Raw genomic sequence first — 25,968 nt, 5'->3', positions numbered from 1 at the left:
TGGACTCGGGCCGAGGGAACAAGCTGTCCTGTCGCGCTCCGGCTCCCATTCGTCAGTAACTGGCCGGGCCCACGAAGGCACAGACAAGATATTCCCGGGAGGGAGGGCCTGCCGTTACAAGCTGTAGCACGGTCTCCTAGACGAGCGGTTCAGCAGCCACCCTGAGCTCGCGAAGTTCGTCCTCCACCGCACGGGCCGGCCAGTGGTCATGCGTCAGGTCCTGAATCCGGTTCCGATCGGCTGCCGGGAATAGCTTCTCAAGCAAGCGCGCTGCGTGCAGGAGTGCGATCAGCGCCCGGTTCCTGGGATCTGTTTCCGCGCGGGCAGTTTCTGAAGGCTCCAACTGCTCGGCACGGGAACCGGACGCCGATTCGGCGCGGCCACCGCTCAGCGCCGACTCGATCCTCTTCAGGAGCGCCGCTTCTGGAGTATGGTCCTTCTCCGGGTACCGCACGCTCTTGAACACGCCGAGGTGCTTTTCGCCGACTTGATCCAGGATGCCTCGGGAGGCCATGCTCTCGTAGACGCGCTGCACCTCGGCACGGCCCTCGAGCATGGAGACCCACTTTTTAGGTGGGTGCGGACGGGATTTGTGGCGGATGATCTCCAGTTCGTGCTGGAGGTGTGTTTGTGGCTCTGTACCGGTGGCCCGGACATTCTTGCCCTGCAGTTCGATTGCGCCAAGCAGGTCCAGTTCGGCCAGGATTGCCCCCGCCACCGTGGTCCTGAGTACGTAAGACGGCAGCTCCGGTTCGCCGTCGATATCGTTCGTTGCCAGCAGGAGGAACGCCTGTGGAAGGCTCAGCTCTCCGCCATTAGCTGTTTGAGGATCCATAAGATCATGGTGCTCCCGTCAGGGTTCCGTCACAACCAGTCGCGTTGATTCATAGAAGATGACTGGCTAGACGCGTGTCTGCCGTCCCGGCGCGGGGTGCGGCCACGGCAACGCGGATAGATCCCCTGTCCGTGCTGCCGTGGCTGTTGCCATAACTGCCCTAGTTACGGTCAGGCGGTCATTTCGTGGCGAAGGTATTGGAAAGCCGGAGCAAGGTGTCTACGACGCCTTGTCCGTCACTGCAGTTCTGACGCGGTAGCGGTGCCGTCCATGGCCGGCGTTCCTGCGTGCCCGATGTCCGCTCCCGTCCTGAAGTGCTAGCGATGTCATCCGGTAGGAGCGCTGACCCTCAAGCTTTCTGGGCTCGACCCACACCTCGTGTCCTTCAGCGGCTTCGATCAGAACACGGCCGGTGAGCCCGTCGGCGGCGATCCAGAGCGCCGAGGAATCGGGCATGACATCCTCAACGAGTCCTTCCCGAACGACCGTGCCGTTTTTCCGGACTTCCACGAGGGCGCCGAGAAGGGTGTGCCAGAGGTCATGGCGGTAGAAAGTCATGCGGGTACCTTTCGTTCAACTGCGGAGGGGAACGGAAACTGCGTTGGTGCCTTTCGGCCCGGATCCTACCGGGCGATAATGACGTCGAGCTTGCGGGGGCCGTGGACTCCCTCGACGCGTTCAAGTTCGATGTCGCTGGTGGCACTCGGGCCGCTGATCATGGTCAGGGGCCGAGTGCCGTCGATCCGGCGCAGCGCTTCGGGCAGGATCCCGGTTATATCAGTGGTTTTGACGATGCAGATGTGGTGGTCCGGGACCAGGGTGATCGCGCGGCGGCCCTGGTTGGGGCTGCCGTCCAGGATGATGGTCCCGGTCTCGGCGACGGCGACGGCGCTGCCGGTCACGACGGCGTCGATGCCGTCGAGCTCGGCGACGGACAGCGGCGCTGCGGCCGAGTCCTGGCGGCGCCGGCTGTCGTGTTCGAGTTCGAGTCCTGTGAGCCAGCCGGCGTCGAGCCCTGTGGGCACGACGTAGCTGCCGGCGTCGGCGAGGAGTTCCGCGATCCGCGCCGGGACCTCTGCGTTGTCCACGACCGAGACCTGTGCTTTGTAGTCGATCAGGCGGTCCACCAGCAGCTCGATCAGTGCCTCCTCATCCAGCTGGGATGCCGCCCGGTACTCCCGCGGGATCTCGGGCGCCACGGGGCTGTCTTTCAGGGCGGTGCGGATCCGCTCGAGGATTTCTTCGCGTGCGCTCATGGCTGGTTTTCCTGATCTTGGGACGCGGCGGGGGCAGCGTCTGGCTCTGGTGTCCGGTGTTCCTTTTTCCACCAGTCCCGGAAGGACTGCGAGGGGGGTGCCGGGATGTCGCGGCTTTGGGTCCAGCCGGCGGCGATGCCGGGCAGCTTGGTGATCTTCTTGTCCGGGCCGGCGGCCAGGCGTCCCAGCGGCAGCCCCTTTTCGAGAAGGCCGAGACGTTTTCCTGAGGACAGCGCCCAGGAGGCGGCGTTCATGCCGACATCCATCTGGGTGGGGATCTTCTTCTTGCCGCGTTTGCTGTCCACATCGACGCTGCGCAGGTGCACCAGGATGTCGGGGATGTTGATCTTTACCGGGCAGGCGTCATAGCAGGCCCCGCAGAGTGAGGACGCGTAGGGCAGCGAGTTGTTCTCCTCGGCCTGGATGCCGGTCATCAGCGGTGAGAGAATCGCCCCGATAGGCCCGGGGTAGGTGGAGCCGTAGGCGTGGCCGCCCGTGCGCTCATAAACCGGGCAGACGTTCATGCAGGCGCTGCAGCGGATGCAGTGCAGCGCGGACCGGCCCATTTCATCTGCCAGCGCGGCGCTGCGGCCGTTATCCAAAAGCACCAGGTGCACGTTCTGCGGCCCGTCGCCTTCGGTGACGCCGGTCCAGAGCGAGGTATAGGGGTTCATCCGTTCCCCGGTGGAGGAACGCGGCAGCAGCTGCATGAACACTTCAAGGTCCTGCCAGGTGGGGAGAAGCTTCTCCACGCCCATCACCGTAATCAGTGTCTCGGGCAGTGTCAGACACATCCGGCCGTTACCTTCAGATTCAACAACAGCGAGGGTGCCCGAATCTGCCAGTGCGAAGTTGGCCCCGGAAACGGCGACCTTGGCGGTAAGGAACTTCCGGCGCAGGTGCGCCCTGGCGGCACCGGCGAGGCGGGCCGGTTCGTCGGTCAGCTCCCGGTCGACGCCCTCCATTTCGCGCAGGAAGATGTCCCTGACCTGGGTCCGGTTCTTATGGATCGCCGGGACGAGGATGTGGCTGGGCTTGTCGTGGTCCAGCTGGACGATCAGCTCGGCCAGATCGGTTTCGTAGGCCGCGATGCCCTGCTCTTCAAGGTATTCGTTGAGGCCGATTTCCTGGGTGGCCATGGATTTGATCTTGACCGCTTCGGTTTCCCCGGTTTCCCGGATCAGACCGGCGACGATCCCGTTGGCCTCATCGGCGTCGCGGGCCCAGTGGATCACGCCGCCTCGGGCGGTGAAGTTTTTCTCGAACTGTTCGAGGAGTTCGGGAAGGCGGGCCATCACGGATTCCTTGATTGCGGATCCGGCGTCGCGCAGTTGTTCCCAGTCCGGCAGTTCGGAGACCACTTGGATGCGTTTGTCTCGGATGGTGTGGGTGGCGTGGCCGAGGTTGGCCCGGAGCTGGGTGTTGGCGAGTTCGCGGTGCGCGGCCTGGGGGAAGGATTCGGAGGCGTGCAGGTTGCCCGTGCCATGAACGGGGAGTGAGGGCATGCCCAGGTAGGTGCTCATCGTGTGGCCTTTCCGGTGGTGACGCGGACTTCGCCGGTGACAGAGGCCGGTTCTTCCAGGGTGCTGGCGAGGATTTCGGCCAGGTGCAGGGTGGTGACGTCGCTGCCCTGGCGGGAGAGGCCGCCGCCGATGTGCATGAGGCAGGAGGCGTCCCCTCCGGCGCACAGGCTTGCCCCTGTTGCCGCGATATTCGCCGTCTTGTCCTCGAGCATGGCGGAGGAGACGTCGGCGTTCTTCATCGAGAACGTGCCGCCGAAGCCACAGCATTGGTCAGCTTCCGGAAGTTCGGCCATGTCGATCCCTGCGACACTGCCCAGCAACCGCGCCTGCCGGTCCCCGAGCCGGAGCAGGCGCATGCCATGGCAGCTCGGGTGGTAGGTGACGCGGTGCGGGAAGTAGGAACCGAGCTGCGCGCCAGCATCGGTCACGCCGAGCACGTCCACCAGCAATTCGGAGAGCTCGTAAGTTTTGGCGCCGACTGCGGTTGCACGTGTTTCCAGATCCTTGTCGCCGCACGAGCGGGCGACCATAGGGTGCTGGTGCTTCACGGAGGCGACGCAGGAACCGGACGGGGCAACCGCGACGTCGTAGTCCTCGGTATCAAAGGCGGCGACGTGGTTGGCGATCACGGGAACCGCCTCTTTGAGGTAGCCGCTGTTGACGTGCATCTGCCCGCAGCAGGCCTGGCCGGACGGGAACACAACTTCGTGTCCCAGCCGTTCCAGGATTTTCACGGTAGCCCGCGCTGTGGCGGGGTACATCGCATCCACGATGCACGTAGCGAACAAAGCGATTCGCATGGCAGCCTTTCGGGCTAAGGGGTTGTGGTCTGACCATAGTAGATCACGTGACCGACGCCACTGGCAACCGGCGGCTCCAAGTGAAGCTGCTCACACTTTCAGAAAAATCTACGCTACACTCTGATGGTCCGACCACAAAGGTCTGACCATACCCCCCTGCCGTCCCCCTCAATGTGGAGGAACTCCGTGGATCAGTTCACACCCAGCACCGACCCGGTGCTCAACAGCGTCATGTGGTCGGCCATCGTCGCCCTGCTGCCGCTGCTGACGTTCTTCATCCTGCTTGCCGTCGTCAAAACCCGCGCCCATGTCGCCGGTGCCTTTGCGCTCCTGGCTGCCCTCCTGGTCGGAATATTCGCGTTCCAGATGCCGGCCGGGCTGGCGCTGCTCTCCGCTACCCAGGGCGGGGTTTTCGGCGCCTTCCCTGTCTTGTGGATCGTCATCATGGCCGTCTGGCTCTATCAGGTCACGGTCCTCAGCGGACGCTTTGAGGACCTCCGCCGCGTCTTCGATGTAATCGGCAAAGGCGACGTGCGCCTCCAGGCGGTCCTGATTGCCTTCTGCTTCGGCGGGCTGCTCGAAGCCCTCGCCGGTTTCGGTGCGCCGGTGGCTATCACGGCCACCATGCTGCTGGCGCTCGGACTGCCGCCGCTGCGCGCTGCCGCCGCGGTGCTGGTTGCCAACACGGCACCTGTTGCCTTTGGCGCCATGGCCATCCCGATCACCACCGCGGCCGGCCTCACCGGACTGCATGCCACGGACATTGCCTCCGTCGTTGGACGTCAGGCTCCGCTACTGGCCACCATCGTGCCGCTGATCCTGCTCTTCATCCTCGATGGCCGCAAGGGCCTGAAAGACTGCTGGCCCGCAGCGCTGGTGGTTGGCTTTTCATTCGCCACGGCACAGTTCCTGTGCTCCAACTTCTTCTCCTACGAACTCACCGATATCGTCGCCTCCCTCGTAGGCCTCGGCGCGGCCGTGCTGTTCTTCCGCGTCTGGACGCCCAAGGGAAGCGTCGCAGCACGCGAGCGTCTCGGAGCAGCCTTTGATGCAGCCTCGAAGAACACAGCCTCCACCACCGCCGGCGGCGGCTCCCGGCGGGCTACGGCTGTCGCCGTCAGCGAGGCCGCTGCAGACCGGTTGACCCCGACCCGGACGTGGCTCGCCCTGTTCCCGTACTTCCTCGTGATCGTCGTCTTCGGCATCGCCAAGCTATGGAAACTCGGTGCGGACGTGCCCGCATTCCTCGCCTCGACCGACGTCAGAATCCCCTGGCCGATCCTGCACGACGCTCTGGTCAATGCCGAAGGCAAACCCGTCTCCTCCACCATCTACTCCTTCCAATGGCTCTCCACCCCTGGAACCCTGCTGCTAATCACCGGCCTGATCGTCGCCTTCGTGTACTCGAAGTACAACGACGGCGGCCGCTACCCCATCACGGTGGCTAACGCGGTGAAGGAGATCGGCCGCACCATCTACAGGATGCGCTGGGCCGGACTGACCATCATCACCGTCCTCGCACTCGCCTACGTGATGAACTTCTCCGGGCAGACAGTATCCATCGGCACCTGGCTCGCCGGCACTGGCACCTTCTTCGCGTTCCTCTCACCCGTCCTGGGCTGGATTGGCACCGCCGTCACGGGCTCCGACACCTCCGCGAATGCCCTGTTCGCCAAGCTGCAGCAGACCGCCGGCATGAAAGCAGGAATCGATCCGAACCTTCTCGTGGCCGGCAATACCTCCGGTGGTGTTGTGGGCAAGCTGATCAGCCCACAGAACCTCGCCATCGCGGCGTCCGCGGTCAACCTTGAAGGCAAGGAATCGGTGATCCTGCGTAAAGTAGTCGGGTGGAGCGTGGCGCTGCTGCTGGTGCTGTGCACCCTCTCCTACCTCCAGTCCACTCCCATCCTCGGCTGGATGCTGCCTTAGCGTCCAGCCTACTCAAGACGCAGTGTGCGGGCCGCCCCCTGGCCCGCACACTGCCCGCCCGTAAGGAACCGCCCGTGATCACCGCCGAAGCAGGAGCAACACCCCGCCGTCGTACCCATGACGCGCTCCTGAAGGACATCGAGGCGGACCTCCGCTCGGGCAAAATCAAAGTCGGGGACCGGCTCCCGGGAGAACGCACCCTCGCCGAAAGCTACGGGATTTCCAGGGCGTCGGTGCGGGAGGCCATCCGGGTACTGGACGCCATGGGAATACTGCGCAGCTCGGTCGGATCCGGACCCTCCTCCGGGGCAATCGTCGTCTCCGACCCCTCCGCGGGCCTGTCATCGGCCCTACGACTGCACGTCGCCAGCAGCACACTGCCGGTCGAAGACATTGTCGAGACCCGCATCCTGCTCGAAACCTGGACCGCCCGGGCCGGCGCGAACCGTACAGGAGGCGACGAGGACCTAGAACAGGCAGCCCAGCTCCTGCAAGCCATGGACAATCCCGGCATCAGTCGTGAAACGTTCCATGAACTGGACGCCAGGTTCCATGTCGCCCTGAGCTCCCTGGCAGGGAACGCTGTGGTCGCAACCATGATGGAATCACTCAGCGGCGCCATTGTTGGCTACGTTAAAGGCGCAATGGACGCCATGGACGCCTGGCCCGACGTAATCTCCACACTTCGAAACCAGCATCACGGCATCTTCGACGCCGTCCAGTCACACGAAGGAGAGCTCGCAGCCCGACTCCTGCAAGAGCACATCGAGTGGTTCCATCAGAAGGCACAGGAAGCGACCGCCGCCGAAATCGGGAGCTGAACTAGTGTGACGATTCATGCAGGCGCTTTCGCACGTCCGCCACACTGACCGACCCTTACAGCGGGGTGGGAGCTAAGTCATGAAAATCAATGAACTAGCGCCATCACCAAACGACGTCATTGAAGCTGCGCGCTCAAGCCCTCCTCATGTGAACCTCTAACCGCCCAACCACGCCGTGAAGAAAAACGGCCATTTCTGGACAAAAGCCACACTACGAACAGCACAAGACCTCTGGAACTGATGGAAGTAGCTACAACAGCACCGACGTGCCCAACGTGGCTCACACCAGCACCAGCTCCTGACCAGCCCATACGATCCACAAGGGGAGATAATCCGGCATACGTCGGATTCACAGCTGCGGACCTTTGAACTGCGCCGTGAACCCCTCGCTGAGCAGTGGCTGCTGGAGGCCATCACTGACATCTGAGCCAGCTCCTGCGTAGCGTAGGGCCATGGAAATCAGGGCCGGGCTACCGGCAGGGCTTACCCCGCCGGTCAAAGTTGCACTGGCCCGCGCCATCGACAAGATGCCCCGCCGAGATGCAGCACACGGGGACCTGCTTTTTGAACCCAAGTGGGACGGGTACAGGTGCGTCACGGTCCGGGATGAAGCCGGGGCCACGCTGTGGTCCCGGCAGGGGAAGGAACTGACGGGGTACTTCCCCGAACTTTGTTCGGCGGTGGCTGCGGCCGTTCCTCCGGGATGCGTGATCGACGGCGAAGCCGTGGTCTGGAGCAAGGGCCGGCTTAACTTCGACGCACTGCAGCAGCGTCTGGGCGCCGGGCCAAAAACTCTTCCCGGCCTGGTGGCAGCAGCGCCGGCCAATTACGTGGCGTTCGATGTGCTGGCCGTTGCGGGTCATGACGCGCGGGACCTGCCCTTGTCCCAGCGGCGGGCGCTCCTTGAAGAACTGGCCAACGGGTGGGAGCCGCCGCTGTCCCTCTCCCCCACCACCACGGACCATAGTGTTGCCGAGCAGTGGTTCGAAGACCTGCCCCATACCGGGATCGAGGGGCTGGTCATCAAGAGCACGAATCAGGCGTACACGCCCGGTGTCCGCTCCTGGTTGAAGCTCAAGCACAGGGAAACCGTGGAAATCATTTGCGGCGCGGTGATCGGGCCGATAACCCAACCCTCTGAGGTCGTTGCCGGCCTCGTCCTGGACGGCGAGCTGCGGATCGTGGGCCGGTCCACGCCGCTTAAGGCGAGGGAGGGCAGGGAGCTGGCACGGTGGCTTCACCCTCCGAAGGGCGAGCATCCTTGGCCAACCAGTGTGAAAGGTACGGCCCTGGACAGGTTCAACAGGGACAAGGAACCCGTGGCACTGACTTTGGTGGAACCGGTGGTTGTTGAAGTCTCCGCCGACACTGCGTGGTCCGGCAGGTCCTTCCGGCACCCCTTACGGGTGCTCAGGGCCCGGCCGGAGCTGGATCCGTCTGAGTATGTCAACTATTTTTGGCCCCGTTAGGGCGGCCATATCCGGCCCCGTCCGGGTCAGGATTTTCTGCTTAGCCTGACCAGGCGCAGGATGATTCCTGCCGCGAACATGAGGATGCCGAGCACCACAGACAGCGGCGGGAGGGTGGTAACCAGGGCAACGCATGCCACGGCGCCAAGTACTTGCAGTGCTTTGGGATAACGGCGGTCCGTGTCCGGCTGCGTGAAAGCGGCGATGTTGGCGACCAGGTAGTAGATCAGCACGCCGAACGAGGAGAAACCGATCGCGCCTCGCAGGTCGGCGACGGAGATGATCGCGCAGATCACCACGGCCAGGGTGGTCTCGGCCCGGTGGGGAACTTTGTAGCGGGGGTGGACGGCGGAGAGCCAGTGCGGAAGGTCGTGTTCGCGGGCCATGGCCAGGCTGGTTCGTCCCAGCCCGGCAATGAGGGCCAGCAGGGCGCCCAGTGCCGCGACAGCTGCTCCTGCCCGGACTACGGGGCCAGCCCATGACATCGACCCGGCTTCTACCGCGGCGGCGAGGGGTGTGGGGTTGGTTGCCACTCCTTCGGGGCCGATGGTCGCCAGGAGGGTGACGGCAATGACGGCGTAGACGATGATGGTGATGCCCAGGGCGATACCGATAGCGCGGGGGATGGTGCGTTTGGGGTCACGGACTTCTTCGCCCATGGTCGCGATTCTGGCGTAGCCGGCGAAGGCGAAGAACAACAGCCCCGCGGATTGCAGGATCCCGTACCAGCCGTGAGCCAGCAGCCCGTCCCCGAGAATCCTTGCCGGGTCCGGGGAGGAGCCTCCCCAGCAGGCCGCAACGGCGATCGCGAGGGCTGCCAGCACGGCGACGACGAGGATGCGGGTCAGCCCGGCTGTCCTTGTTACGCCGTGGTAGTTCACGGCGGCGAGAACGATCACGGCGGCGATGGCCACGGGACGTTCCCACCCTGCCGGGGCGGCGTAGGCGGCGAAGGTCATGGCCATGGCCGCGGCGCTGGCGGTTTTGCCGATCACGAATCCCCACCCTGCCAGGAATCCGGACCAGGGACCGAGCCGTTCACGGCCGTAGACGTAGGTTCCGCCTGAGGTCGGGTAGACGGCGGCGAGCTGGGAGGAGGATGTGGCGTTGCAGAACGCCACGAAGGCCGCGACGACCAGACCAACCAGCAGGCCGGACCCTGCCGCGGCCGCTGCAGGGGTGAATGCCGCGAACACACCGGCGCCGATCATCGAGCCAAGACCGATGACGGACGCGTCGAATGTTCCCAACCGGCGGGCCAGGGCCTGAGGGTTACTCATACGGGTTCTCCTTCGGGGACGTGGGGAGGACTTCGGCGGCGAGTTCAGCAATGGACCTGCGGCCTTCAGCCAGGGCGTCAAGGCCTGCTGTCGTAGCCCGGTAGACGCGGCGGGGCCTGCCGCCGACTACTTCCTGGCGGGAGACCAGCAGGCCGTCCTGCTCCATCCGGTGCAGTGTCGGATACAGGGTTCCGGGAGAAATGGAATACCCGTGGTTGGCCAGCTCTTCGGACATCCAGGCGCCGTGGATGTCTTCCTCGGCGGCGTGGTGGAGGATGTGGAGTCGCACGGCTGCACGCATCAATTCACGCATCGCACTCCCAATGTCGAATACAGATATCGAAATCCGATATCTGGTCTGGGTTCTACGATACCTCCGCTCCGCGTCTTCTCCGAGCCCGAGGACACGTTCTCGGACGGAGGGCCTGGACCGCGCTTACTGGCCCTGGGCCGTTGCGAGACTGCGGGCGAGTCGGTAAGAGTCAGTGCCGGTTTCGATGATGGTGCCGTTGAATGTCAGACGGTCCACGATGGCTGCACAGAGTCGTGGATCCGTAAATGTCTTGGTCCAGCCGGAGAACGACTCGTTGCTGGCGATGGCCACGGAGTTCTTTTCTTCGCGTTCGGTGAGGACCTGGAACAACAGCTCTGCACCGCGCCGGTCCAGTTCCATATAGCCAAGTTCGTCAATACACAACAAGTCCACGCGCCCGTAGCGGGCAATGGTCTTGGCCAAGACTTTCTCATCAGAGGCCTCGACGAGTTCGTTCACAAGCCGGGTGGCGAGGGTGTATTTGACCCGGTAGCCCTTCTCGGCCGCTGCGGTGCCGAGCCCGATGAGCAGGTGGGATTTACCGGTCCCCGAGTCTCCGATGAGGCACAGGGGCGCGCCTTTGCGGATCCAGTCCCCGGTGGCCAGCGTGTGGATGGTCGCTGGGTTGATGTTCGTGTTCGCGTCGAAATCGAAATCCCCGAGCCACTTATCCCGAGGAAAGTTTGCAGCTTTGACGCGGCGGATCGAGGAGCGCCGGTCCCTATCGTCGCATTCGGCCAGCAGCAGCTCGGCCAGGAACCCCTGGTAGGACAGTTGTTCTTTCCCGGCGACGCTTAGTGCTTCGTCTAGGACCCCACGGATGGTTGGCAGGCGCAGGCGGCGGCAGGCTTGGTCCACGGCTGCGACCGCGGCCTGTTCGGTCAGACCGCGTCGTCGGCGCAGGACCGGAGTGACGTTTGTAGCAGGGGTTGTGGGGCTCATGAGATGTTCTCCTTCGAAGCGGTTTCCGCAGGGTGTTCGGCGCGCTTGGCCAGCAGCTCGTCATAGGCGCGGACTGAGGGCAGGGGCCGGCTATCAGAAGGCAGCCCCGCGATGACGGCCGCCGGGTCCATGAGTCGACGCTGCGTCAGGCTGACAACGCGTTGCACTTCCGCTTGAGCGTGGTCACCGCGATGACGGTTTGACCTGGGCCCACCCTCAGCGGCGGAAGTCATTGCGTGTCTGCGGGCTTCGACCGCGACGACATCGGCGCTGACCGCACCCACTCGCAGCGCGGCGGTGATTCCTGCTTCGATGTCTGCTCCATCCATGGAACGGTGGAGCAGCAGGACATCGATCAGCTCACGAGTCCCTTCGGCGTCGCCGTTGACCCGACGCGAGGCAGCCCAGAAAGCCTCATGGGCGCTGGTGAAAGAACCTGATGCCCGAGCCCGTGCCAAAGCCGTGGAACCAGGCAAAGCGCCGGGTTTGGCCTTGAGGACCTCCAAGTAATGGTCGAGCTGGACCGACTGGCCGCCCTTGGCGACAATTCTCTGATGCCGGGCCGCCACCGCACGGCCGTCGAACACCACAAGCTCCGACGCCCGCAAGGACACCCGGACCCTTCGGCCGATGAACCGTGCCGGTACGGAATACTTCACCATCCGCACCGTAATCATTGAGGACCTGTCCACTCTCGGGTTCAGCACAAGACCGGGGTCGAACTCTTCGGCCGGCAGCGGCGCCAGGAACGGACGCTCGGCGGCGAAGTCATGGCCGATGGTGCGGATCCTGCCATCAATCCGCCGCTGATCGTCCTGGACCTCGCGGTCCCGGATCCGGTCGTTGAGCTCCTCAAGGGACTTCACGACAGGCATCGGGGTAAGGCGGTTGCGGCGGAACCAGCCCACCTCGCCCTCGACCCCGCCCTTCTCGTGAGCCCCGGCAATACCTGGCTGGCAATAAAAAGGATCAAAACCGTATTCTCTGAACTCGCTCGAAAGGGATGGCTGGCGCTGTCGGTGATGATCAAATTTTCTTGGCGGAGGGCAACCCGAGAGAGACAGTCGGTTGGCCCGTCCGGCGCCGTTGAGCCTGGGCGAGTTTGTCTTCGGCTCCTGCGAGACTGACTTGCAGGCCTTCGATCTCGCCGATCCATCCTTCCCGTTCAGCCTCGGCGATGCGGGCAAGGAGGTTGTCGCGGATCTCGAGGAGCCGGCCATGCTGGGCAGGGTCGGGCCAAAGCATCGGGCAGCGGATGCAGGCGTGCTCGTGGATGCAAGGTGTTCCGAACGCTCGTCCGCAGGTCCCGGCCGCGACTTTGCGTTTCTCGAAGTGCCCGAGGAACTCTTTCCATTCTTCTTCGGTGGGGGTGCGGTATTCCTCGCTGGGCCGTAGCGACCGTCTGCGGGCGAGGAATGCCAGGTGGGCGTCGATGGCCTCGGTGGGGTAGACGGCCTTGTAGCCCATGGTGACGTTGATGTCTCGGTGGCCGGCAATGATCTGCGCGATGTGTGGCGGCAGCCCACTGAGGACGGCTTCGGTGATGAACAGCCTTCTAAAGTCGTGCGGTGTGAAGTGCAGCGGTTCTCCCGTGACGGGATTGACCAGGCCGGAATGTTCCAAGGCTGCGGTGAGCAGTTTGCGGATCAGTCCCGCGCTCATCGCGCGGTGCTCGCCCACGACGCGGCGCTGGAAAAGGAGAGGCGCCGCTGGTCTCCAGACTCGCTCGTGGTCGTCGTATGCTTCGACCAGCGGAATGGCTCCGGTCTTCGGGTTCTGGACGCGGCGGATGATCAGGCTGAGGACGTCGGCTAGTTCGGGACTGACCACCAGCAGCCGCTCGGTATCGGTCTTTGACGGCGCGATCTGCAGCAAGGGAACGATTTCTCCGGTGGTGGGCAGCCGGTATTGGATCAGACTGTGGTGGGACAGTTCGGTGAGTTCCTCGACGCGGATCCCGGTAGCCCGAAGGGTCTCGACGGCGGCGAAAGCCCAGAACGCGTGTTCTTCCTCGCGACCCAAATCGCGCCGCTGACCGGTGTCGGGTTCGACTGCCCAGATCTTCACGGCAGCCGCTCGGGATGGAGCCACTCGCATCAGGTTTTGACCGGCCGCGGTGAACGTCGCTCCCGGGGCCGTCCGGGTTGCTGATTCGAACAGTTCGGCGGCTTCCTTCCGGCGCCGGTTCACGCTCTCGACCAGGACTGGCAGGACCGGTAGGCGTTCTCGCGTGCGGGCGTCCATGCGGGACTTCAGGTGGCGCTTGGCCTTCCGGCGGTCGATCTCCTCCCTTCCGATCGGGCAAGGGGCGACCCAGTGCGCCCAGCGGGCCGGGTCCTCGACGGCCCACTGAGCCAGGTCGAGGTAGAGCGCCCGGACAGGAGTCAGGCATTCGCGGTAACTGACCCGCTCGACTTCGGCATCACGTTTACGGCCATCGGAGTCGGTGACGGAACGGGTGATGGTGCGCAGTCTCCGCTTCCAGGCCGCGGCGACGCCGGCGGGGAGGTCGAGGCTGTCAATGCCCGGGTGATGGCGTTCCAGATCGGCCCAGAACAGCCCCGCCAAGTGGTAGGTGATCGAGGTCAGACTACTGTAGTCGAGGCTTGCCTGGCGTTCCTTGAGGTAAGCGATCAAGAGACCGCGGATGTGGTCGGAAGAGAGTTGGTACTGGTCGATCATCTGTTCGGGGGTTTTCTGTCCGGCGACGCGCAAGTGGCGCAACGTGGCTGGCGCGTCGGGTCCGAAGGAGCCCATCTCGTGCAGCAGCCGGTAGAACAGGCCGGTCGAGCCGATAGTGGTGCCGCGCGTGGAGGCTTCGGCGTCCAATACTTCCACGACATCACCGGGGGTGATGTCGCTGATCGTCCCGCCCATGGCCGAGACCAGCGCGGCGGCGCGGTATAGGTTGCGGGTCAGTGCAGTCTGGGAGACGTTCGGGTCGGCGGTGCATTTGGCCCGGAGTTCGGCGAATCCGGCAGGGTCGCGCATGGCCGCCATAGTCCGGGCCAAGGACCCGGACCCGAATGCCGCGATGCAGAGCCAGGAGAGTGAGGGGCGGATCAGGTCGGCGCCGAATACGATGTGGAGCGAGCGGAGGAACTGTTCGTCATTCCATTGGCTCTCCCTGCCTAGGTTTCGCAGCCAGGCCAGGGGAATCTGCCGCCAGGGCCGACCTGCTGCTTCAACGCCGGTCGCCGACCATCGTTCCTGCCACGTCGCGCCCGGATGCTCGTCAAGCCAGTCCAGAACCCATTGACTGCCCTGACGGGGGATCTTGATGTGATCGCTCGCCTCTACATGTCGCGATCTCATGCGGGTCAACGCTGCGTCCCGGTCCAGCATCGTTGCAGCCCAGCGCGTGGCGGTCGGCCGGGCCCGAAGTGATTCGCTCAGCAGTGGTGCGGTGACCTGCTGGGTACTGCGGTGAGCTTTGGGATCGTCAACGACCAGGACAGTCATAGTCATGACCTTCCGAACAGGATTTGCAGGGTCTCGGGCGCATAGCCCGGTGCCGGCGCTGGAACTGCCCGGCGCTCGGCTTGGCGGGTCTGTTGCTCGTGGTGCTCCAAGACCCGCCGGATTACTTCCTGCTTGCGCGGAGTGAGGTAGATCTGCGTGGTCGTCAGCAGCGCGTGCCCGAGCACGAACTGGACATCGGTCAATGGCAGATTCGGGTCTTCGGCCATCCGGTAGGCCGCCGTATGCCGCAGCCCGTGGAGCGTCGCATCGCTCCCTGCCGCACGGACCGCCCGCTCGAACATTCGGTGCGCCGCATGGTAAGTCAGGGGACGATAGGGCTCCCGGAGCGTCCACCAGATCGGCATCGATCGCCCTTTCGGCAGGCGTCCTTGCATCTCGAGCTCATAGAGCCGGAGCCAAACGAACGCGTCAGTTGAAGCCGGCAGCTCCTGACTCGCCCCCGAGCCTTTCCGGATCACTGTGATCACCTGCCGGCCCGGATCAACACCGCTGCGCAGGGCCGACAACAGCTCCGAGGCCCTGGCCCCGGTGGAGACATAGAAGGCAACCAGCGCACGATCCCGATGTGAGGGCAGGCGCGCAAAGATCTCGTTGAATTTCGCGTCAGGAATGCTGCGCGGGATCCTCGAGGCAAGTCGCGGCCGGAACAGGCCGCTGCGTTCGTTTCGGTGGGGCTCCATTGGATTGTGATGGGCATGCGCACGACCCCCGCGCCGTGGACGCTCCAACGGGAACGGGTTGAGCAGTGGCCCGGTTCCTGTGTCGAGGTGGAAGTCGTAGAACCGGCGCAGCACCGTCTCGGTGTGTGCCCGGACCGCGGGCGAATACGGGACCGGCTTCGCCCGGCGCTTCACTGATTCGCCGGGCCTGCGCCAATGCGATCGTTGCGGCTTGCCCGATACCAGCATCCAGCGGGCGAAGTCACGGGCCTCGACCCGGCTCGCCCGGTTCCAGGCGACGTCGATCTCCCAGAGGAAGCGGAACCACCGCAGCAGGTCCATCCCGTAGGAACGCAGCGTCGAGGCCGATCTGCCTGCCGCCTGCAACTCGTCGAAGAACGCCGATACCGCCGCGATCGGTGCGCCTCCGGCATCAACTAGCCGACACGGCCGACACAGGTCCCCTGTGCTTTCAACCGCCCCTACCAGCGGCACCGACAGTCGAGCCAGGTCTCTGTCCACGTCTTCGCTCATCACAAGACAGACCGTAGTCAGCGAACCAGAATCTAGGCGTCAACCAGCACAAACGCGTGTCGTAGTTCAGTAAACGGGTAGAACGAGCGGAACAACACCCACCGGTCGTTCTCCTGCCGTTGCCGGCCCTGCCCGAACACCACGGCACTGACCGCGCTGGTGAGATTGTCGTAGCGGATGTGCTTCGTTGGGATGCCGCCCAAAACTTGGAAGGCGGCGATGTGGCCTTCCAGAAACGCTTCCTGGGCCTGTGTCGGGTAAATCCGGTGGATAGCCTTGCCGGAGTGGGATAACCGGAAGACGAACATATGACACTTCGTCTTCACACCATTCAGGACCACCCAGACTTCACCGAAATCCACCTCCGCCTCCGCACCCGGGGCATGCTCCTGCGGGACGAATACTTCAACCCGGCGGCCGGCCTCCACATCGATCTGAGCCCGACGGACCCGCACATAGTCACGCACGGTCGAATACGACAACTCCTCCGCCCCGCGCTCCTCAATGAGCCGGGCCAGAATCCGGCGGGCAGTATGGCGTTGCTTCCGTGGCGCCGTCGTATCCTCGGTCAGCATGGCATCGATCGCAGGCTTGAACGGCTCCAACCGCCAGGCCACGCCTTGTCGTGGTTTGCGTTCGGGAGGGGAAGCAGATTCCAGAGCCTGTCTCACAGTCCTTCGGTGAACCCTGTGCCTAGCCGCTAGTGCACGGACCGAGAGGCCCTCGACCCGGGCATCCCTTCGGATCTGCGCGAACAACTCCACTCTCGACTCCATCCAGACCAGCCTTCCGCCGCATCCATACACTGATGAATCCAAGGTTGAAGGTGGGGCCACATATAACCGTCACAAGGTGCCCGGCGAGTCATGAAGTGGGGCCAGAGATAACCGTCCTACCGGGGCCATTCAAACCTGTCACAGTCATCCGTCCGAGGTGAGGATCCCTGCGGCATTGAACGGCCAGCGTTGAGTTGCTTGGACGGCGCCACCTGCCCGCAATGGGCATAAACCGCCCAGGACGAGTTGTGTCCGCCGGAAGAGGACTTCCGGGGCGCCCCTTTTCCTGGCCGCCCGGTCCGGGGAAAGACCAGAAGCCAGGCGTCGTGACCGCCAGAGTTTGGCTATTTTTCGTTGGGAACGATGAGGACTGGACGTTTCTGTCGGCGGGCCAAGGATCCTGAGATGGACCCTTCGAGGATCCTGTCCATCCTTCCCAGTGGTCCTTGGCGGTCAGCTCCGACGATCAGCAGGCAAGCTCCAGTGTTTTCGGCCAGGCGGCATAGTGCCTTGGAAACGTCACCGTTGAGCACACGGAAGGACCATTGCTTTCCGGGCGGCCCCAGGAGTGATTCCAGGCGGTGCCGCAGTTCGTCGGCCGGATATTGGGCCTCTTCATTAGGGGCTGGTTCGAGGGACTGCGCGGTCCTGGACGGACCCGGTTCCCATTCCGTGAGGTAACCGGCCGGGTCGACGAAGGCACAGATAAGATGTCGTCCCAGCGCGGTCGCCAGCTCCGCCGCAGTGTGGATTAGGTGGGGGGAAAAGGTCCATTTGACGCCCAGCACGATGGGCCCGGTGATCCATCCTTTATCGTCCATGTCGCTGTCCTTGGCGGATGCGGAGTGGACCCAGGACAGTCAGGCCCGCGGCCATCCCTGCAGCGGCTGCCATGGCGTAGGCCATGGCTGTGTAGCTGCCAAGCAGGCCGGCCAGTGCGGAGCCTGCTGCGGGGGCGAGGGCGGTGATGATGGTGAGGGGTGCGGCGAACGTGCCCTGCAGGAGCCCGAGGCTGGTGCTTCCCCATCTGTCGGCGACGAGGGTGGCCTGCAGCAGTGTCTGGCAGCCGCGGACGGCACCGGCGAGCATGCCGGCGGCGATCAGCAGGGGCGCCGGTCCTGGCAGGAGAGCCAGGAGAAGGATGGCGCCGGTGGCAGTTCCGCTGACGGCGATGATGCGCGTCGTGGCGGGAATGGCGGCGAAGAGCATGCGTCCGGCTACTTGTCCTGCCCCGACGAGTCCGAGGCCGACCGCGGCCGCGGTGTGGTCGGCGCCTTTTTCCATGAGCAGCGGGATGATGTTCAGCGTCACGGTGTACAGGCCGAGGCTGAGCAGGACCATGAGTGCCTGCAGTCCCAGGAATTCCGGGCTGCGCCGGATGGACCGGACACGCGCCCTGTCACCAGCTGGTGATAATCCCGGCTCAACGTGCCGCCATGCTCTGTTCAGGCAGCGGGCGTGCAGCGGAACGGTGACCAGCACCAGCACGCCGGCGAGGATGAGGAAAGCAGCGCGCCACCCAAAGGTTGAGCACAGCGCCGCCGTGAGCGGGGCGAATATCGTGGACGCGAAACCGGCGACGAGGGTCAGGATCGTCAGCGGCCTGACCCGGGCCGGGCCGTACCAGCGGCTGATCACGGTGAAGGCTGACTGATACAGCACCGCTGCCTGCGCGGTCCCGGCCAGCAGCCACGCCGCCGTGAAAACGGGCAGGTTGGGTGCGGCACTGACCAGGACCAATGCCAGGGCTCCGAGCAGCGAACCGCCGGCCATCAGGTGGCGGGGGCCGGTCCTGTCCAGGATTCGGCCGACCGCGATTCCCGCGGCCGCGGACACCACGAGCCCGGCAGAAAACGCCGCGGTGACCAGGGCCGCGTCCCAGCCGGTGTCCTCGCTGATGGGCCGGACTGCCGCCAGCAGCGCGTAGTAGAGCACACCCCAGGCCGTGGTCTGCGTGATGCAGAGCGCGGCCAGGCCGCCGCGGGGTGCACCCTCCGCGACCAGTTCCTGTACCGGCGCCTGGGCGGACATCGCCTAGTTCCCGGTGAGCTCCGTGTAGAGCTTCTGGACCCGGTTCTTGATGTCGTCCCGGACCAGGCGCATGCGTTCCATGCCTTCAATGCCCCGTTCGGAGGGCTCGTCGGTCTCCCAGACTTCAAACCGGGTGCCCTCGTGGGGTTCGAGCTTCGCTTCGGTGCCCAGGACGACGACGGCGTCGACCGTGTCCAGGACCTCCTCGGTGACCGGTTTGGGGTGTTCACCGGTGATGTCGATGCCGAGCTCGGTCAAGGATTCCACGGCCTGGGGGTTGAGGTCCTTGCCGGGTTTGGTGCCGGCGGAGTACACGGCAATGGTGTCTCCGGCGAGGTCGCGCATGAGTCCGGCGGCGAGCTGGGATTTGCCGCCGTTTTTGCTGCAGACGAAGAGCACTGCAGGCCTGTGCTGGCCGGGTGTTTCGGTGGTCATGGGTGCGTTGTTTCCTTTGTGAGTGAGTCGACCAGGGTTTTAACCCGGTCGTGGATCTGGTCGCGGATTTCCCGGACTCTGTCGAGGGGCTGCTCTGCGGGGTCCGGCAGGTCCCAGTCCTCGTAGCGCTTGCCCGGGTAGATGGGGCAGGAGTCGCCGCAGCCCATCGTGATGACCACGTCCGAGGCCCTAACGACGTCGTCGGTGAGGGGCTTGGGGTAGTTCCGGGTCAGGTCCAGGCCCATCTCGGACATCACTGCGACGACGGCGGGATCCAGCTCCGCCGCCGGGAGGGAACCGGCCGAGCGGACGTGGATCCTTCCTTTCGCTTCGACGGTGAGCAGCGCGGCGGCCATCTGGGACCGGCCGGCGTTCTGTACGCAGACGAACAGAACCTCGGGTACCTCGGAGGCGATGGCGCCCTTGGACTTGGCAAGGGCGGCGAGCCGGTCGCCGGCGAAGTGTTCGGTCGTGGCGGGCAGGTAGCTGCTGATTTTTGCCGTCCGGGCCAGCGCGGCGTAGGACTCGAAGACATACCGCTCCACCGTTTCGGCCGCGAAAATGCCATGGAATTTCTCGCCGAGGCGGGCGCTGATGCGGTGCAGGATTTCGGTGTTGTCCTGCAGCCCGAGGCTGGTCTCACGGTTCTCAGTCATGGCAGCAATCCAGTTGTTTTCGGTGCGGGGTCAGTTGATTCCGGAACGGCCGTGGGCCAGCCCGGTGGGAAAGCCGACGAGTACCGGTTCGGGTGCAGCGCAGCACCCGCTCTCCTCCGCTGCCCCTCCGGTTGCCTTGGCGGTGGTTGTGGGGACGTCGCAGCTGGTGCCGGCGTCCGTGGAGCAGACCCCGGTCTCGGGCAGCTCGAGGTGGACGGTATCGGCGGCGTCGTGGTCCCCGGCCAGGGCGGCGACGACAGAGCGGACCTGTTCGTAGCCGGTGGCCAGCAGGAAGGTGGGGGCCCGGCCGTAGGACTTCATCCCGACAATGTAGAAGTCCTTGTCGGGATGGGCCAGCAGTCGCGCCCCATGGGGCGGGACGGTGCCGCAGGAGTGGAATTCGGGGTCGATCAGGGGGCCGAGCTCCACCGGGGCTTCGACGGCCGGGTCCAGGTTGAGCCGGAGTTCGCGCAGGATGTCCAGGTCAGGGCGGAAGCCGGTGCACGGCACGATGACGTCAGCTTCGATCGTGCGGCCGTCCACGGCCTCGACGATCACGCCGGAGTCGAGGGTTTTGAGGGCGGCGATGCCGAAGCTGGTGTGCAGTTCGATCTTGCCTGCTTCGACGAGGCGCCGGACGCGGCCGCCGAGCTGGCCGCGGGCGGGCAGCCCGTCGGCGTCGCCGCCGCCGTAGACCTTCTCGGCAGTGGCGCCGCGGACTGCCCAGAGGATGCGGGTGTCCGGTTCGTCTTTCGTGAGGTCGGCGAGGCTGATGAGGGTGTTCGCTGCGGAGTGGCCTGCGCCGACGACCAAGACCCGGCGCCCGGCGAACGCTGCACGGTCCCGCCCTGTCACGTCCGGCAGCGGGGCGGAGATCCGGCCCGCAGCGGTGTCTTCGCCGATGGCGGGCAGCCCGGAGGTGCCCAGCGGGTTGCGGCGGGACCACGTGCCGGAGGCGTCGATGACGGCGGCGACGGTGTGGTCGCGGGTTTCTCCGTCGGAGTGCTCAACCCGGACGGTGAAGGGGGTGGTGTCCCGGTCCCGGACATGGGTTTTGTCCAGGCCCTGCCGGGTGACGGCAGTGACGCGGGCACCCACCTGCAGACGCGAGGAAATCTCAGACAGCGCGGCCAGCGGGGCGAGGTAGTTGTCGATGAGTTCGCCACCGTAGGGCAGGGCGGTGGGCCGTGGGGCGATCCAGCCTTCGGCTTCGAGCAGGCGGAGGGCGGCGGCGTCGGTGTTGTAGCGCCAGGGTGAGAAGAGTCGGATGTGGCGCCATTGTTCGATGGCGGCGCCTGCCGTGGGGCCGGCTTCGAAGATGAGGGGTTCCAGGCCGCGTTCGAGCAGGTGCGCGGCGGCCGCGAGGCCGACGGGTCCTGCTCCGATCACGGCGACGGGCAGCGTGTTCTTCTCAGCCATGGTGTTCCTCATTTCCGTTGGTGGCAGTTTGGTTGTGGTGTGAGGTGCCTGCCCGGCCCAGAGGGGGAAAGGGGCCGGGCAGGGCGGTGCGCCTTAGCAGCAGTCCTGGTCGTCGCAGTCAGTGCCGCCGCAGCAGCCGGTGTCTGTAACCATGGGTGCTCACCTCCTCCCCGGGGTGGGAGTTTCAGGCGTGACGGGGTTCCTCGACCAGGGCGGTGGCGATGCTGTCGGCATCTTCCAGCGCGGCGAGGTAGCGTTCGGCGTCCAGGGCTGCCGCGCAGCCGGTGCCGGCCGCGGTGATGGCCTGGCGATAGCGGTGGTCCACGGCGTCGCCGCACGCGAACACACCCGGCAGGTTGGTGACCGTGGTCGGTGCATCGACCTTGATGTAGCCGTCGTCGTCCAGGTCCACCTGGCCGGTGAGCAGTTCGGTGCGCGGTACGTGGCCGATGGCCACGAAGATCCCGGTTGCCCCCTGGTGCCGGGTTCCACCGGTGACGGTGTCGGTCAGGGTCACGCCGGTGACCTTTCCGTCGCCGTGGATGGCGGTGACGGCGGAGTTCCAGGCGAAGCTGATCTTGGGGTTGTCCTTGGCCCGTTGGGCCATGATGCGGGAGGCGCGGAGTTCGTTCTTGCGCACGACGACGGTGACGGACTTGCCGAACCGGGTCAGGAACATCGCCTCCTCCATCGCCGAGTCACCGCCGCCGACGACGATGATGTCCTGGTCACGGAAAAAGAACCCGTCGCAGGTCGCGCACCAGGACACACCATGGCCGCTGAACTTCTTCTCCTCCGGCAACCCGAGCTCCTTATACGCGGAGCCGGTGGCCAGGATGACGGCGGGCGCCTCGTAGGTCTCCCCTCCCCCGGTGACCACGCGTTTGAGGTGGCCGGTCAGCTGGACCTCGGTGACGTCGTCAAAGACGACCTTGGCGCCGAACTTCTCTGCCTGCTCCTGCAGCCCGTCCATCAGTTCCGGGCCCTGGATGCCTCCGGGGAAGCCCGGGAAGTTCTCGACCTCGGTGGTGTTCATCAGCGCCCCGCCGGCGGTGACGGAGCCGGCGAGGACCAGGGGGTTCAGGCCGGCACGGGCGGCGTAGATGGCGGCGGTGTAGCCGGCGGGCCCGGATCCGATGATGATCAGCTGTTCGGCGGTGGCCGGTGCGTTGTTGGTGCTCACGGGTGTCGCTCCTGGTGTCCGGGGGCCGGTTACTTGGCGGCGGGGATGAGCGAGTCGATCAGGCCCTCGATGCGGGTCTTGATCTCGTCGCGGATCGGGCGGACCGATTCGACGCCCTTGCCGGCCGGGTCTTCCAGGACCCAGTCCTCGTAGCGCTTGCCCGGGAAGTAGGGGCATTCGTCACCGCAGCCCATGGTGATGACGACGTCGGATTCCTTCACGGCCTCGGTGGTGAGGACCTTGGGAACCTCGGCGGACATGTCGATGCCGACCTCGGCCATCGCCTCGACGGCCGCGGGGTTGATCTTGTCGGCAGGCTGGGACCCGGCGGAACGGACCTCGATCTGGCCCTTGCCGAGGGTGGTCAGGAACGCGGCGGCCATCTGGGAGCGGCCGGCGTTGTGGACGCAGACGAACAGAACGGAGGGCTTCTTGGCGGTTTCAGTGCTCACTGGTTATCTCCTGGAATCAGTTGCTTGGTCTGGGTGGTCATGCCGAACCAATACCCGAAAGACATTGATATTCATCGATGTACTGAGTATCGGCGCATAAATTGATGTTTGTCAATATTTTGAATCGGGTCAGGCTGCCCGCACGCGGAGAGCCAGATCATGGACGCGGCGTGAAATGTCGGCGAAGGCGTCCTCGAACGCGAGGTCATTGTTCAGCCGCAGTGGATCCGGAACCGACCAGTGAATCCCGCGCAGTCCGGAAAGTTCCTCGTGGGCGTTATCGCAAACGGTGACTATCAGGTCTTCATCGAGGGCCACCTGGTCAATACGGCGGGGCAGGGCATCCCGCAGGTCAAGGCCATTGCGGCGCGCTACCTCAACGGCGCCCTGGGCCACGTGCTCCGCGGGATGCGTTCCCGCCGACACCGAGGGAACGGTACTGACATTGCGCCAGAGTGCAGCGGCCAGCTGCGAACGTGCGCTGTTGCGGGTGCAGACGAACAGGACCCGGCGCGCATCATGCTCGCGACCCGGGACCAGGCCATCCAGGGCCGCGGGCGCGAGCTTGAAGTAACTGCGACGCTTGTCGGCTTCGGAGCGCAGCCGCACCGCCAGGCCGGCCTCTTCCAATGTCCGCAGGTGATGGGAGAGCAGGTTGGACGGCATTCCCAACTCGGATTGCAGCTCCTTGGGCGATAGGTCGCCCAGGGTCAGCAGGTCCACGATGCGCAGCCGCGCAGGATCGGCCAGGGCGGCATGCTTGGCTACCCTGGCCTGAAACGTCACTTCTTGATCAATGTTCATTGATTCAATTCTGACTGACCTAATTTGTTCAGTCAATCCGGGCGTCCCTGCGGAGGTTATGCGTTCGTTCCGATGCTGCTGGGGAAGTAGCGCTTGCGGGCCCATAGCGCCGCGTAAACCAGTGCCACGAGGACGGGAACCTCGATCAGCGGCCCGACGACGCCGGCGAGGGCCTGTCCGGAGGTGACGCCGAAGGTGCCAATCGCGACGGCGATGGCGAGCTCGAAGTTGTTCCCTGCCGCCGTGAACGCCAGCGTCGTCGTCTTGGCATAACCAAGGTTCAATAGCCGGCCAAGGACCATGCCCACCCCGAAGACCACGAGGAAGTAAACCAGCAGAGGTACTGCAATGCGGACCACGTCCAGCGGCCTGGAGGTAATCGTGCCGCCCTGCAGCGCAAACAGGAGCGTGATGGTGAACAGCAGTCCGTAGAGAGCCCAGGGTCCAAGCCTGGGCAGGAGCTTGCTTTCGTACCAGTCCCTCCCCTTGGCCTTCTCGCCAACGGTGCGGGTCAGGAAACCGGCCAGCAGCGGGATGCCCAGGAAGATCAACACCGAGAGGGTGATGGCCCAGAACGAGAAATCTGCGCTGGTGGTGGGCAGGCCCAGGAGGGACGGCAGCCATTGGAGGTAGAACCAGCCAAGCGCGCCGAACGCGAGCACCTGGAAGACGGAGTTGATGAACACGAGCACGGCCGCGGATTCGCGGTCACCACAGGCAAGGTCGTTCCAGATCATGACCATGGCGATGCACCGGGCGAGGCCGACAATGATCAGCCCCGTGCGGTACTCGGGAAGGTCCGGGATGAAGATCCACGCGAGGGCGAACATGAACGCCGGAGCCAGGATCCAGTTGATCACCAGCGAGGTGATCATCAGCTTCCGGTCGGCCAGCACCCGGTGCGCCTGATCATAGCGGACCTTGGCGAGGACCGGATACATCATCACGAGAAGGCCGATGGCGATCGGCAGGGACACTTCGCCGACTTTCACGGCCTCCAGCGCAGTGTTCAGACCGGGGATCAGGCTGCCAAGCAGCAGACCAAGCGCCATGGCGGCGATGATCCATACGGGCAGGAAGCGGTCAAGAGTGGAGAGTTTACCTACGACGGCAACTTCTTCCCGGCGTAGGGGTGGGGTATCGGTCCGATTGCTCACGGTTCTCCTGTGCAGCTCGCAATAAATTGACGGGGATCGATATGCGAGTATTCCCGGTTATATCGATGAATGTCAATCTGTGTGCATAATGGGACGCATGAACTCTCTGCAAACTTTTGAGCCCAAGGCCGACACCGCCTGCTGCGTGCCGGCTGACAAGCCGGCGCTGAGCGCTGAAGAAGCACAGCAGAAGGCCCTCGTTTTCAAGGCGCTGGCGGACCCGAGCCGGCTCCGTCTGCTGTCCATCATCAAGGCCTCATCGTCCGGTTCGACCTGCGTATGCGACCTCACCGAGCCCCTGGACCTGAGCCAGCCCACGGTGTCCCATCACCTGAAAATCCTGGTCGAGGCGGGCCTGCTGCTGCGTGAGAAGCGCGGCACCTGGGCCTACTTCTCGCTCGCCCCGGGCGCGCTGGAGGACGTCGCAAACCTCCTGGTCGCCCTGTGAGCGCGACCCTGACGGTCCGGGCCATGGAACCGTCGGACTGGCCTCAGGTCCGGGCCATTCACCAGCACGGCATCGACACCGGGCACGCGACCTTTGAATCCCCCGCCCCCCCGGGTGAGTAGTTTGACCAGTACAGGCTGCCCGGCCACCGTCACGTTGCCGCTTCTGGAACAGCCGGCCGGCTACCGTGGAGGACGAGATGGAATCGAAACAGGAAGAGATCCTAGCCGGCTACCGCCGGGCCCGGACCGACCTTGATGCCTGGCTGACGAACGCCACCACGGCGGACCTCCACCGCAAAAGCAACGGCACCAAATGGACCAACGAAGAACTGCTCTTCCACATGGTCTTCGGCTACATGATCGTCCGCGCACTGCTTCCGCTGGTTCATCTCATCAGCATGCTCCCTGCCCCCGTGGGCAGGGGCTTCGCCGCAATCCTGAACGCGGGCACGCGCCCCTTCGACGTCATCAACTACTGGGGCTCCCGCAGCGCAGCCCTCTACTACAACCACCGCCGGATGAGCCGGAAACTTGAAACCACCATCAACGCCATCACCCGGAGACTGGAACGCGAGAACATTAGATCCCTGGGCAGATCCATGCCATTCCCGGACCGCTGGGATCCCTTCTTCGCCCCCACCATGACCATCTGTTAGCGGCCATGAAAAACTGCCCATAGGCGGCCACGAAAGTGCCCGCTGGCGGCCAGCAGAACTGCCCGCCGGTGGCCATGAGATCTGCCCACTTCCTTACTTGTTCCT

24 protein-coding genes and 2 pseudogenes are annotated in these 25,968 nt (G+C 64.8%); 5 read left to right on the top strand and 21 right to left on the bottom strand.

Annotation, left to right across the window (positions count from 1 at the left end; all coding sequences use genetic code 11):
• Positions 1-136 precede the first annotated feature (136 nt).
• The 5 genes from LFT49_RS00945 to LFT49_RS00925 form a co-directional block, all read right to left on the bottom strand.
• The gene (locus tag LFT49_RS00945; RefSeq protein ID WP_157238329.1) at positions 137-835 is read right to left on the bottom strand and encodes a GOLPH3/VPS74 family protein; all 699 of its coding nucleotides are present in this window, start codon (positions 833-835) and stop codon (positions 137-139) included.
• Positions 836-1,054: 219 nt separating this feature from the next.
• A complete protein-coding gene (locus LFT49_RS00940; RefSeq protein ID WP_157238330.1) occupies positions 1,055-1,393 on the bottom strand; it encodes a hypothetical protein in 339 nt (112 codons plus the stop codon).
• Positions 1,394-1,458: 65 nt separating this feature from the next.
• The gene (locus LFT49_RS00935) at positions 1,459-2,091 is read right to left on the bottom strand and encodes a LutC/YkgG family protein (RefSeq protein ID WP_157238331.1); all 633 of its coding nucleotides are present in this window, start codon (positions 2,089-2,091) and stop codon (positions 1,459-1,461) included.
• Entirely contained in the window at positions 2,088-3,614 is a 1,527-nt protein-coding gene (locus LFT49_RS00930; RefSeq protein WP_237429438.1) for a LutB/LldF family L-lactate oxidation iron-sulfur protein, read from the bottom strand. Before LFT49_RS00930 ends, LFT49_RS00935 begins: the two co-directional genes overlap by 4 nt.
• On the bottom strand, positions 3,611-4,414 hold the full coding sequence (locus LFT49_RS00925; protein ID WP_237429437.1) for a (Fe-S)-binding protein: 804 nt from the start codon (positions 4,412-4,414) through the stop codon (positions 3,611-3,613). The genes LFT49_RS00930 and LFT49_RS00925 overlap by 4 nt, the downstream gene beginning before the upstream one ends.
• Positions 4,415-4,600: 186 nt before the next feature.
• Between LFT49_RS00925 and LFT49_RS00920 the strand changes: the two genes are divergently transcribed.
• The 3 genes from LFT49_RS00920 to LFT49_RS00910 all read left to right on the top strand — a co-directional run bounded on the left by LFT49_RS00920 (position 4,601) and on the right by LFT49_RS00910 (position 8,633).
• Positions 4,601-6,343, top strand: coding sequence for an L-lactate permease (locus LFT49_RS00920; protein ID WP_237429436.1), 1,743 nt, complete (start codon positions 4,601-4,603; stop codon positions 6,341-6,343).
• Between the two features lie 74 nt (positions 6,344-6,417).
• Positions 6,418-7,164, top strand: a complete 747-nt coding sequence (locus tag LFT49_RS00915) for a FadR/GntR family transcriptional regulator (RefSeq protein ID WP_237429435.1) — start codon at positions 6,418-6,420, stop codon at positions 7,162-7,164.
• 452 nt (positions 7,165-7,616) lie between these two features.
• Positions 7,617-8,633 (top strand): ATP-dependent DNA ligase, encoded by a 1,017-nt coding sequence (locus LFT49_RS00910; protein WP_306971984.1) that lies wholly within the window; start codon positions 7,617-7,619, stop codon positions 8,631-8,633.
• A 26-nt stretch (positions 8,634-8,659) separates the two neighbouring features.
• Here LFT49_RS00910 and LFT49_RS00905 read toward each other — a convergent pair whose 3' ends face one another.
• The 16 genes and pseudogenes from LFT49_RS00905 to arsB form a co-directional block, all read right to left on the bottom strand.
• Positions 8,660-9,913: an APC family permease gene (locus LFT49_RS00905; protein ID WP_094180404.1), complete on the bottom strand. Its 1,254-nt coding sequence runs from the start codon at positions 9,911-9,913 to the stop codon at positions 8,660-8,662.
• Positions 9,906-10,226: a PadR family transcriptional regulator gene (locus LFT49_RS00900; RefSeq protein ID WP_094180403.1), complete on the bottom strand. Its 321-nt coding sequence runs from the start codon at positions 10,224-10,226 to the stop codon at positions 9,906-9,908. Before LFT49_RS00900 ends, LFT49_RS00905 begins: the two co-directional genes overlap by 8 nt.
• Before the next feature lie 123 nt (positions 10,227-10,349).
• Positions 10,350-11,168 (bottom strand): IS21-like element helper ATPase IstB, encoded by an 819-nt coding sequence (istB, locus tag LFT49_RS00895; protein ID WP_237429434.1) that lies wholly within the window; start codon positions 11,166-11,168, stop codon positions 10,350-10,352.
• Positions 11,165-12,148, bottom strand: a pseudogene (locus tag LFT49_RS00890) (Mu transposase domain-containing protein); the annotation flags it as partial. The pseudogene LFT49_RS00890 and the gene istB, both read right to left, overlap by 4 nt.
• Positions 12,149-12,194: 46 nt before the next feature.
• Positions 12,195-14,630 (bottom strand): site-specific integrase, encoded by a 2,436-nt coding sequence (locus tag LFT49_RS00885; protein WP_028264595.1) that lies wholly within the window; start codon positions 14,628-14,630, stop codon positions 12,195-12,197.
• 2 nt (positions 14,631-14,632) lie between these two features.
• Positions 14,633-15,844 carry a tyrosine-type recombinase/integrase gene (locus tag LFT49_RS00880; RefSeq protein ID WP_028264596.1) on the bottom strand — a complete coding sequence of 404 codons (1,212 nt, stop codon included), beginning with the start codon at positions 15,842-15,844 and terminating at the stop codon, positions 14,633-14,635.
• Between the two features lie 71 nt (positions 15,845-15,915).
• Positions 15,916-16,620 (bottom strand): annotated as a pseudogene (gene istA, locus LFT49_RS00875) (IS21 family transposase); the annotation flags it as partial.
• A 344-nt stretch (positions 16,621-16,964) separates the two neighbouring features.
• Positions 16,965-17,441, bottom strand: coding sequence for a universal stress protein (locus tag LFT49_RS00870; protein WP_237429433.1), 477 nt, complete (start codon positions 17,439-17,441; stop codon positions 16,965-16,967).
• Positions 17,431-18,651: an MFS transporter gene (locus LFT49_RS00865; protein WP_237429432.1), complete on the bottom strand. Its 1,221-nt coding sequence runs from the start codon at positions 18,649-18,651 to the stop codon at positions 17,431-17,433. The genes LFT49_RS00870 and LFT49_RS00865 overlap by 11 nt, the downstream gene beginning before the upstream one ends.
• A gap of 3 nt (positions 18,652-18,654) precedes the next feature.
• On the bottom strand, positions 18,655-19,086 hold the full coding sequence (locus LFT49_RS00860) for an arsenate-mycothiol transferase ArsC (RefSeq protein WP_237429431.1): 432 nt from the start codon (positions 19,084-19,086) through the stop codon (positions 18,655-18,657).
• Positions 19,083-19,742: an arsenate reductase ArsC gene (locus tag LFT49_RS00855; RefSeq protein WP_237429430.1), complete on the bottom strand. Its 660-nt coding sequence runs from the start codon at positions 19,740-19,742 to the stop codon at positions 19,083-19,085. The genes LFT49_RS00860 and LFT49_RS00855 overlap by 4 nt, the downstream gene beginning before the upstream one ends.
• A gap of 30 nt (positions 19,743-19,772) precedes the next feature.
• Positions 19,773-21,161: an FAD-dependent oxidoreductase gene (locus tag LFT49_RS00850; protein WP_237429429.1), complete on the bottom strand. Its 1,389-nt coding sequence runs from the start codon at positions 21,159-21,161 to the stop codon at positions 19,773-19,775.
• Positions 21,162-21,345: 184 nt separating this feature from the next.
• Complete coding sequence (gene trxB, locus LFT49_RS00845; RefSeq protein WP_237429428.1) at positions 21,346-22,344, bottom strand: thioredoxin-disulfide reductase; 999 nt, start codon at positions 22,342-22,344, stop codon at positions 21,346-21,348.
• 29 nt (positions 22,345-22,373) lie between these two features.
• On the bottom strand, positions 22,374-22,796 hold the full coding sequence (locus LFT49_RS00840; protein WP_237429427.1) for an arsenate reductase ArsC: 423 nt from the start codon (positions 22,794-22,796) through the stop codon (positions 22,374-22,376).
• 129 nt (positions 22,797-22,925) lie between these two features.
• The gene (locus LFT49_RS00835; RefSeq protein ID WP_237429426.1) at positions 22,926-23,600 is read right to left on the bottom strand and encodes an arsenate reductase/protein-tyrosine-phosphatase family protein; all 675 of its coding nucleotides are present in this window, start codon (positions 23,598-23,600) and stop codon (positions 22,926-22,928) included.
• Between the two features lie 56 nt (positions 23,601-23,656).
• Positions 23,657-24,652 carry an ACR3 family arsenite efflux transporter gene (arsB, locus tag LFT49_RS00830; RefSeq protein WP_237430579.1) on the bottom strand — a complete coding sequence of 332 codons (996 nt, stop codon included), beginning with the start codon at positions 24,650-24,652 and terminating at the stop codon, positions 23,657-23,659.
• Between the two features lie 202 nt (positions 24,653-24,854).
• Between arsB and LFT49_RS00825 the strand changes: the two genes are divergently transcribed.
• Together LFT49_RS00825 and LFT49_RS00820 are read left to right on the top strand one after the other, a co-directional pair.
• A complete protein-coding gene (locus LFT49_RS00825) occupies positions 24,855-25,205 on the top strand; it encodes an ArsR/SmtB family transcription factor (protein ID WP_237429425.1) in 351 nt (116 codons plus the stop codon).
• A 199-nt stretch (positions 25,206-25,404) separates the two neighbouring features.
• Entirely contained in the window at positions 25,405-25,863 is a 459-nt protein-coding gene (locus LFT49_RS00820; protein WP_237429424.1) for a DinB family protein, read from the top strand.
• The last annotated feature ends 105 nt before the right edge of the window (positions 25,864-25,968 follow it).

Source organism: Arthrobacter sp. FW306-06-A, from assembly GCF_021870055.1.
Classification (GTDB): Bacteria; Actinomycetota; Actinomycetes; order Actinomycetales; family Micrococcaceae; genus Arthrobacter.
The sequence above is the reverse complement of the archived record's forward strand: the minus strand, read 5'-3'. Positions and strand labels throughout refer to the sequence as shown.

Coding starts and splice junctions, on each gene's coding strand:
- LFT49_RS00820 (WP_237429424.1), top strand. CDS start 25,405: ATGGAATCGAAACAGGAAGAGATCCTAGCCGGCTACCGCCGGGCCCGG.
- LFT49_RS00930 (WP_237429438.1), bottom strand. CDS start 3,614: ATGAGCACCTACCTGGGCATGCCCTCACTCCCCGTTCATGGCACGGGC.
- LFT49_RS00945 (WP_157238329.1), bottom strand. CDS start 835: ATGGATCCTCAAACAGCTAATGGCGGAGAGCTGAGCCTTCCACAGGCG.
- LFT49_RS00900 (WP_094180403.1), bottom strand. CDS start 10,226: ATGCGTGAATTGATGCGTGCAGCCGTGCGACTCCACATCCTCCACCAC.
- LFT49_RS00885 (WP_028264595.1), bottom strand. CDS start 14,630: ATGACTGTCCTGGTCGTTGACGATCCCAAAGCTCACCGCAGTACCCAG.
- arsB (WP_237430579.1), bottom strand. CDS start 24,652: ATGGCGCTTGGTCTGCTGCTTGGCAGCCTGATCCCCGGTCTGAACACT.
- LFT49_RS00925 (WP_237429437.1), bottom strand. CDS start 4,414: ATGCGAATCGCTTTGTTCGCTACGTGCATCGTGGATGCGATGTACCCC.
- LFT49_RS00935 (WP_157238331.1), bottom strand. CDS start 2,091: ATGAGCGCACGCGAAGAAATCCTCGAGCGGATCCGCACCGCCCTGAAA.
- LFT49_RS00905 (WP_094180404.1), bottom strand. CDS start 9,913: ATGAGTAACCCTCAGGCCCTGGCCCGCCGGTTGGGAACATTCGACGCG.
- LFT49_RS00860 (WP_237429431.1), bottom strand. CDS start 19,086: ATGACCACCGAAACACCCGGCCAGCACAGGCCTGCAGTGCTCTTCGTC.
- LFT49_RS00835 (WP_237429426.1), bottom strand. CDS start 23,600: ATGAACATTGATCAAGAAGTGACGTTTCAGGCCAGGGTAGCCAAGCAT.
- LFT49_RS00880 (WP_028264596.1), bottom strand. CDS start 15,844: ATGAGCGAAGACGTGGACAGAGACCTGGCTCGACTGTCGGTGCCGCTG.
- LFT49_RS00865 (WP_237429432.1), bottom strand. CDS start 18,651: ATGTCCGCCCAGGCGCCGGTACAGGAACTGGTCGCGGAGGGTGCACCC.
- LFT49_RS00910 (WP_306971984.1), top strand. CDS start 7,617: ATGGAAATCAGGGCCGGGCTACCGGCAGGGCTTACCCCGCCGGTCAAA.
- LFT49_RS00940 (WP_157238330.1), bottom strand. CDS start 1,393: ATGACTTTCTACCGCCATGACCTCTGGCACACCCTTCTCGGCGCCCTC.
- LFT49_RS00825 (WP_237429425.1), top strand. CDS start 24,855: ATGAACTCTCTGCAAACTTTTGAGCCCAAGGCCGACACCGCCTGCTGC.
- LFT49_RS00855 (WP_237429430.1), bottom strand. CDS start 19,742: ATGACTGAGAACCGTGAGACCAGCCTCGGGCTGCAGGACAACACCGAA.
- LFT49_RS00870 (WP_237429433.1), bottom strand. CDS start 17,441: ATGGACGATAAAGGATGGATCACCGGGCCCATCGTGCTGGGCGTCAAA.
- LFT49_RS00850 (WP_237429429.1), bottom strand. CDS start 21,161: ATGGCTGAGAAGAACACGCTGCCCGTCGCCGTGATCGGAGCAGGACCC.
- istB (WP_237429434.1), bottom strand. CDS start 11,168: ATGAGCCCCACAACCCCTGCTACAAACGTCACTCCGGTCCTGCGCCGA.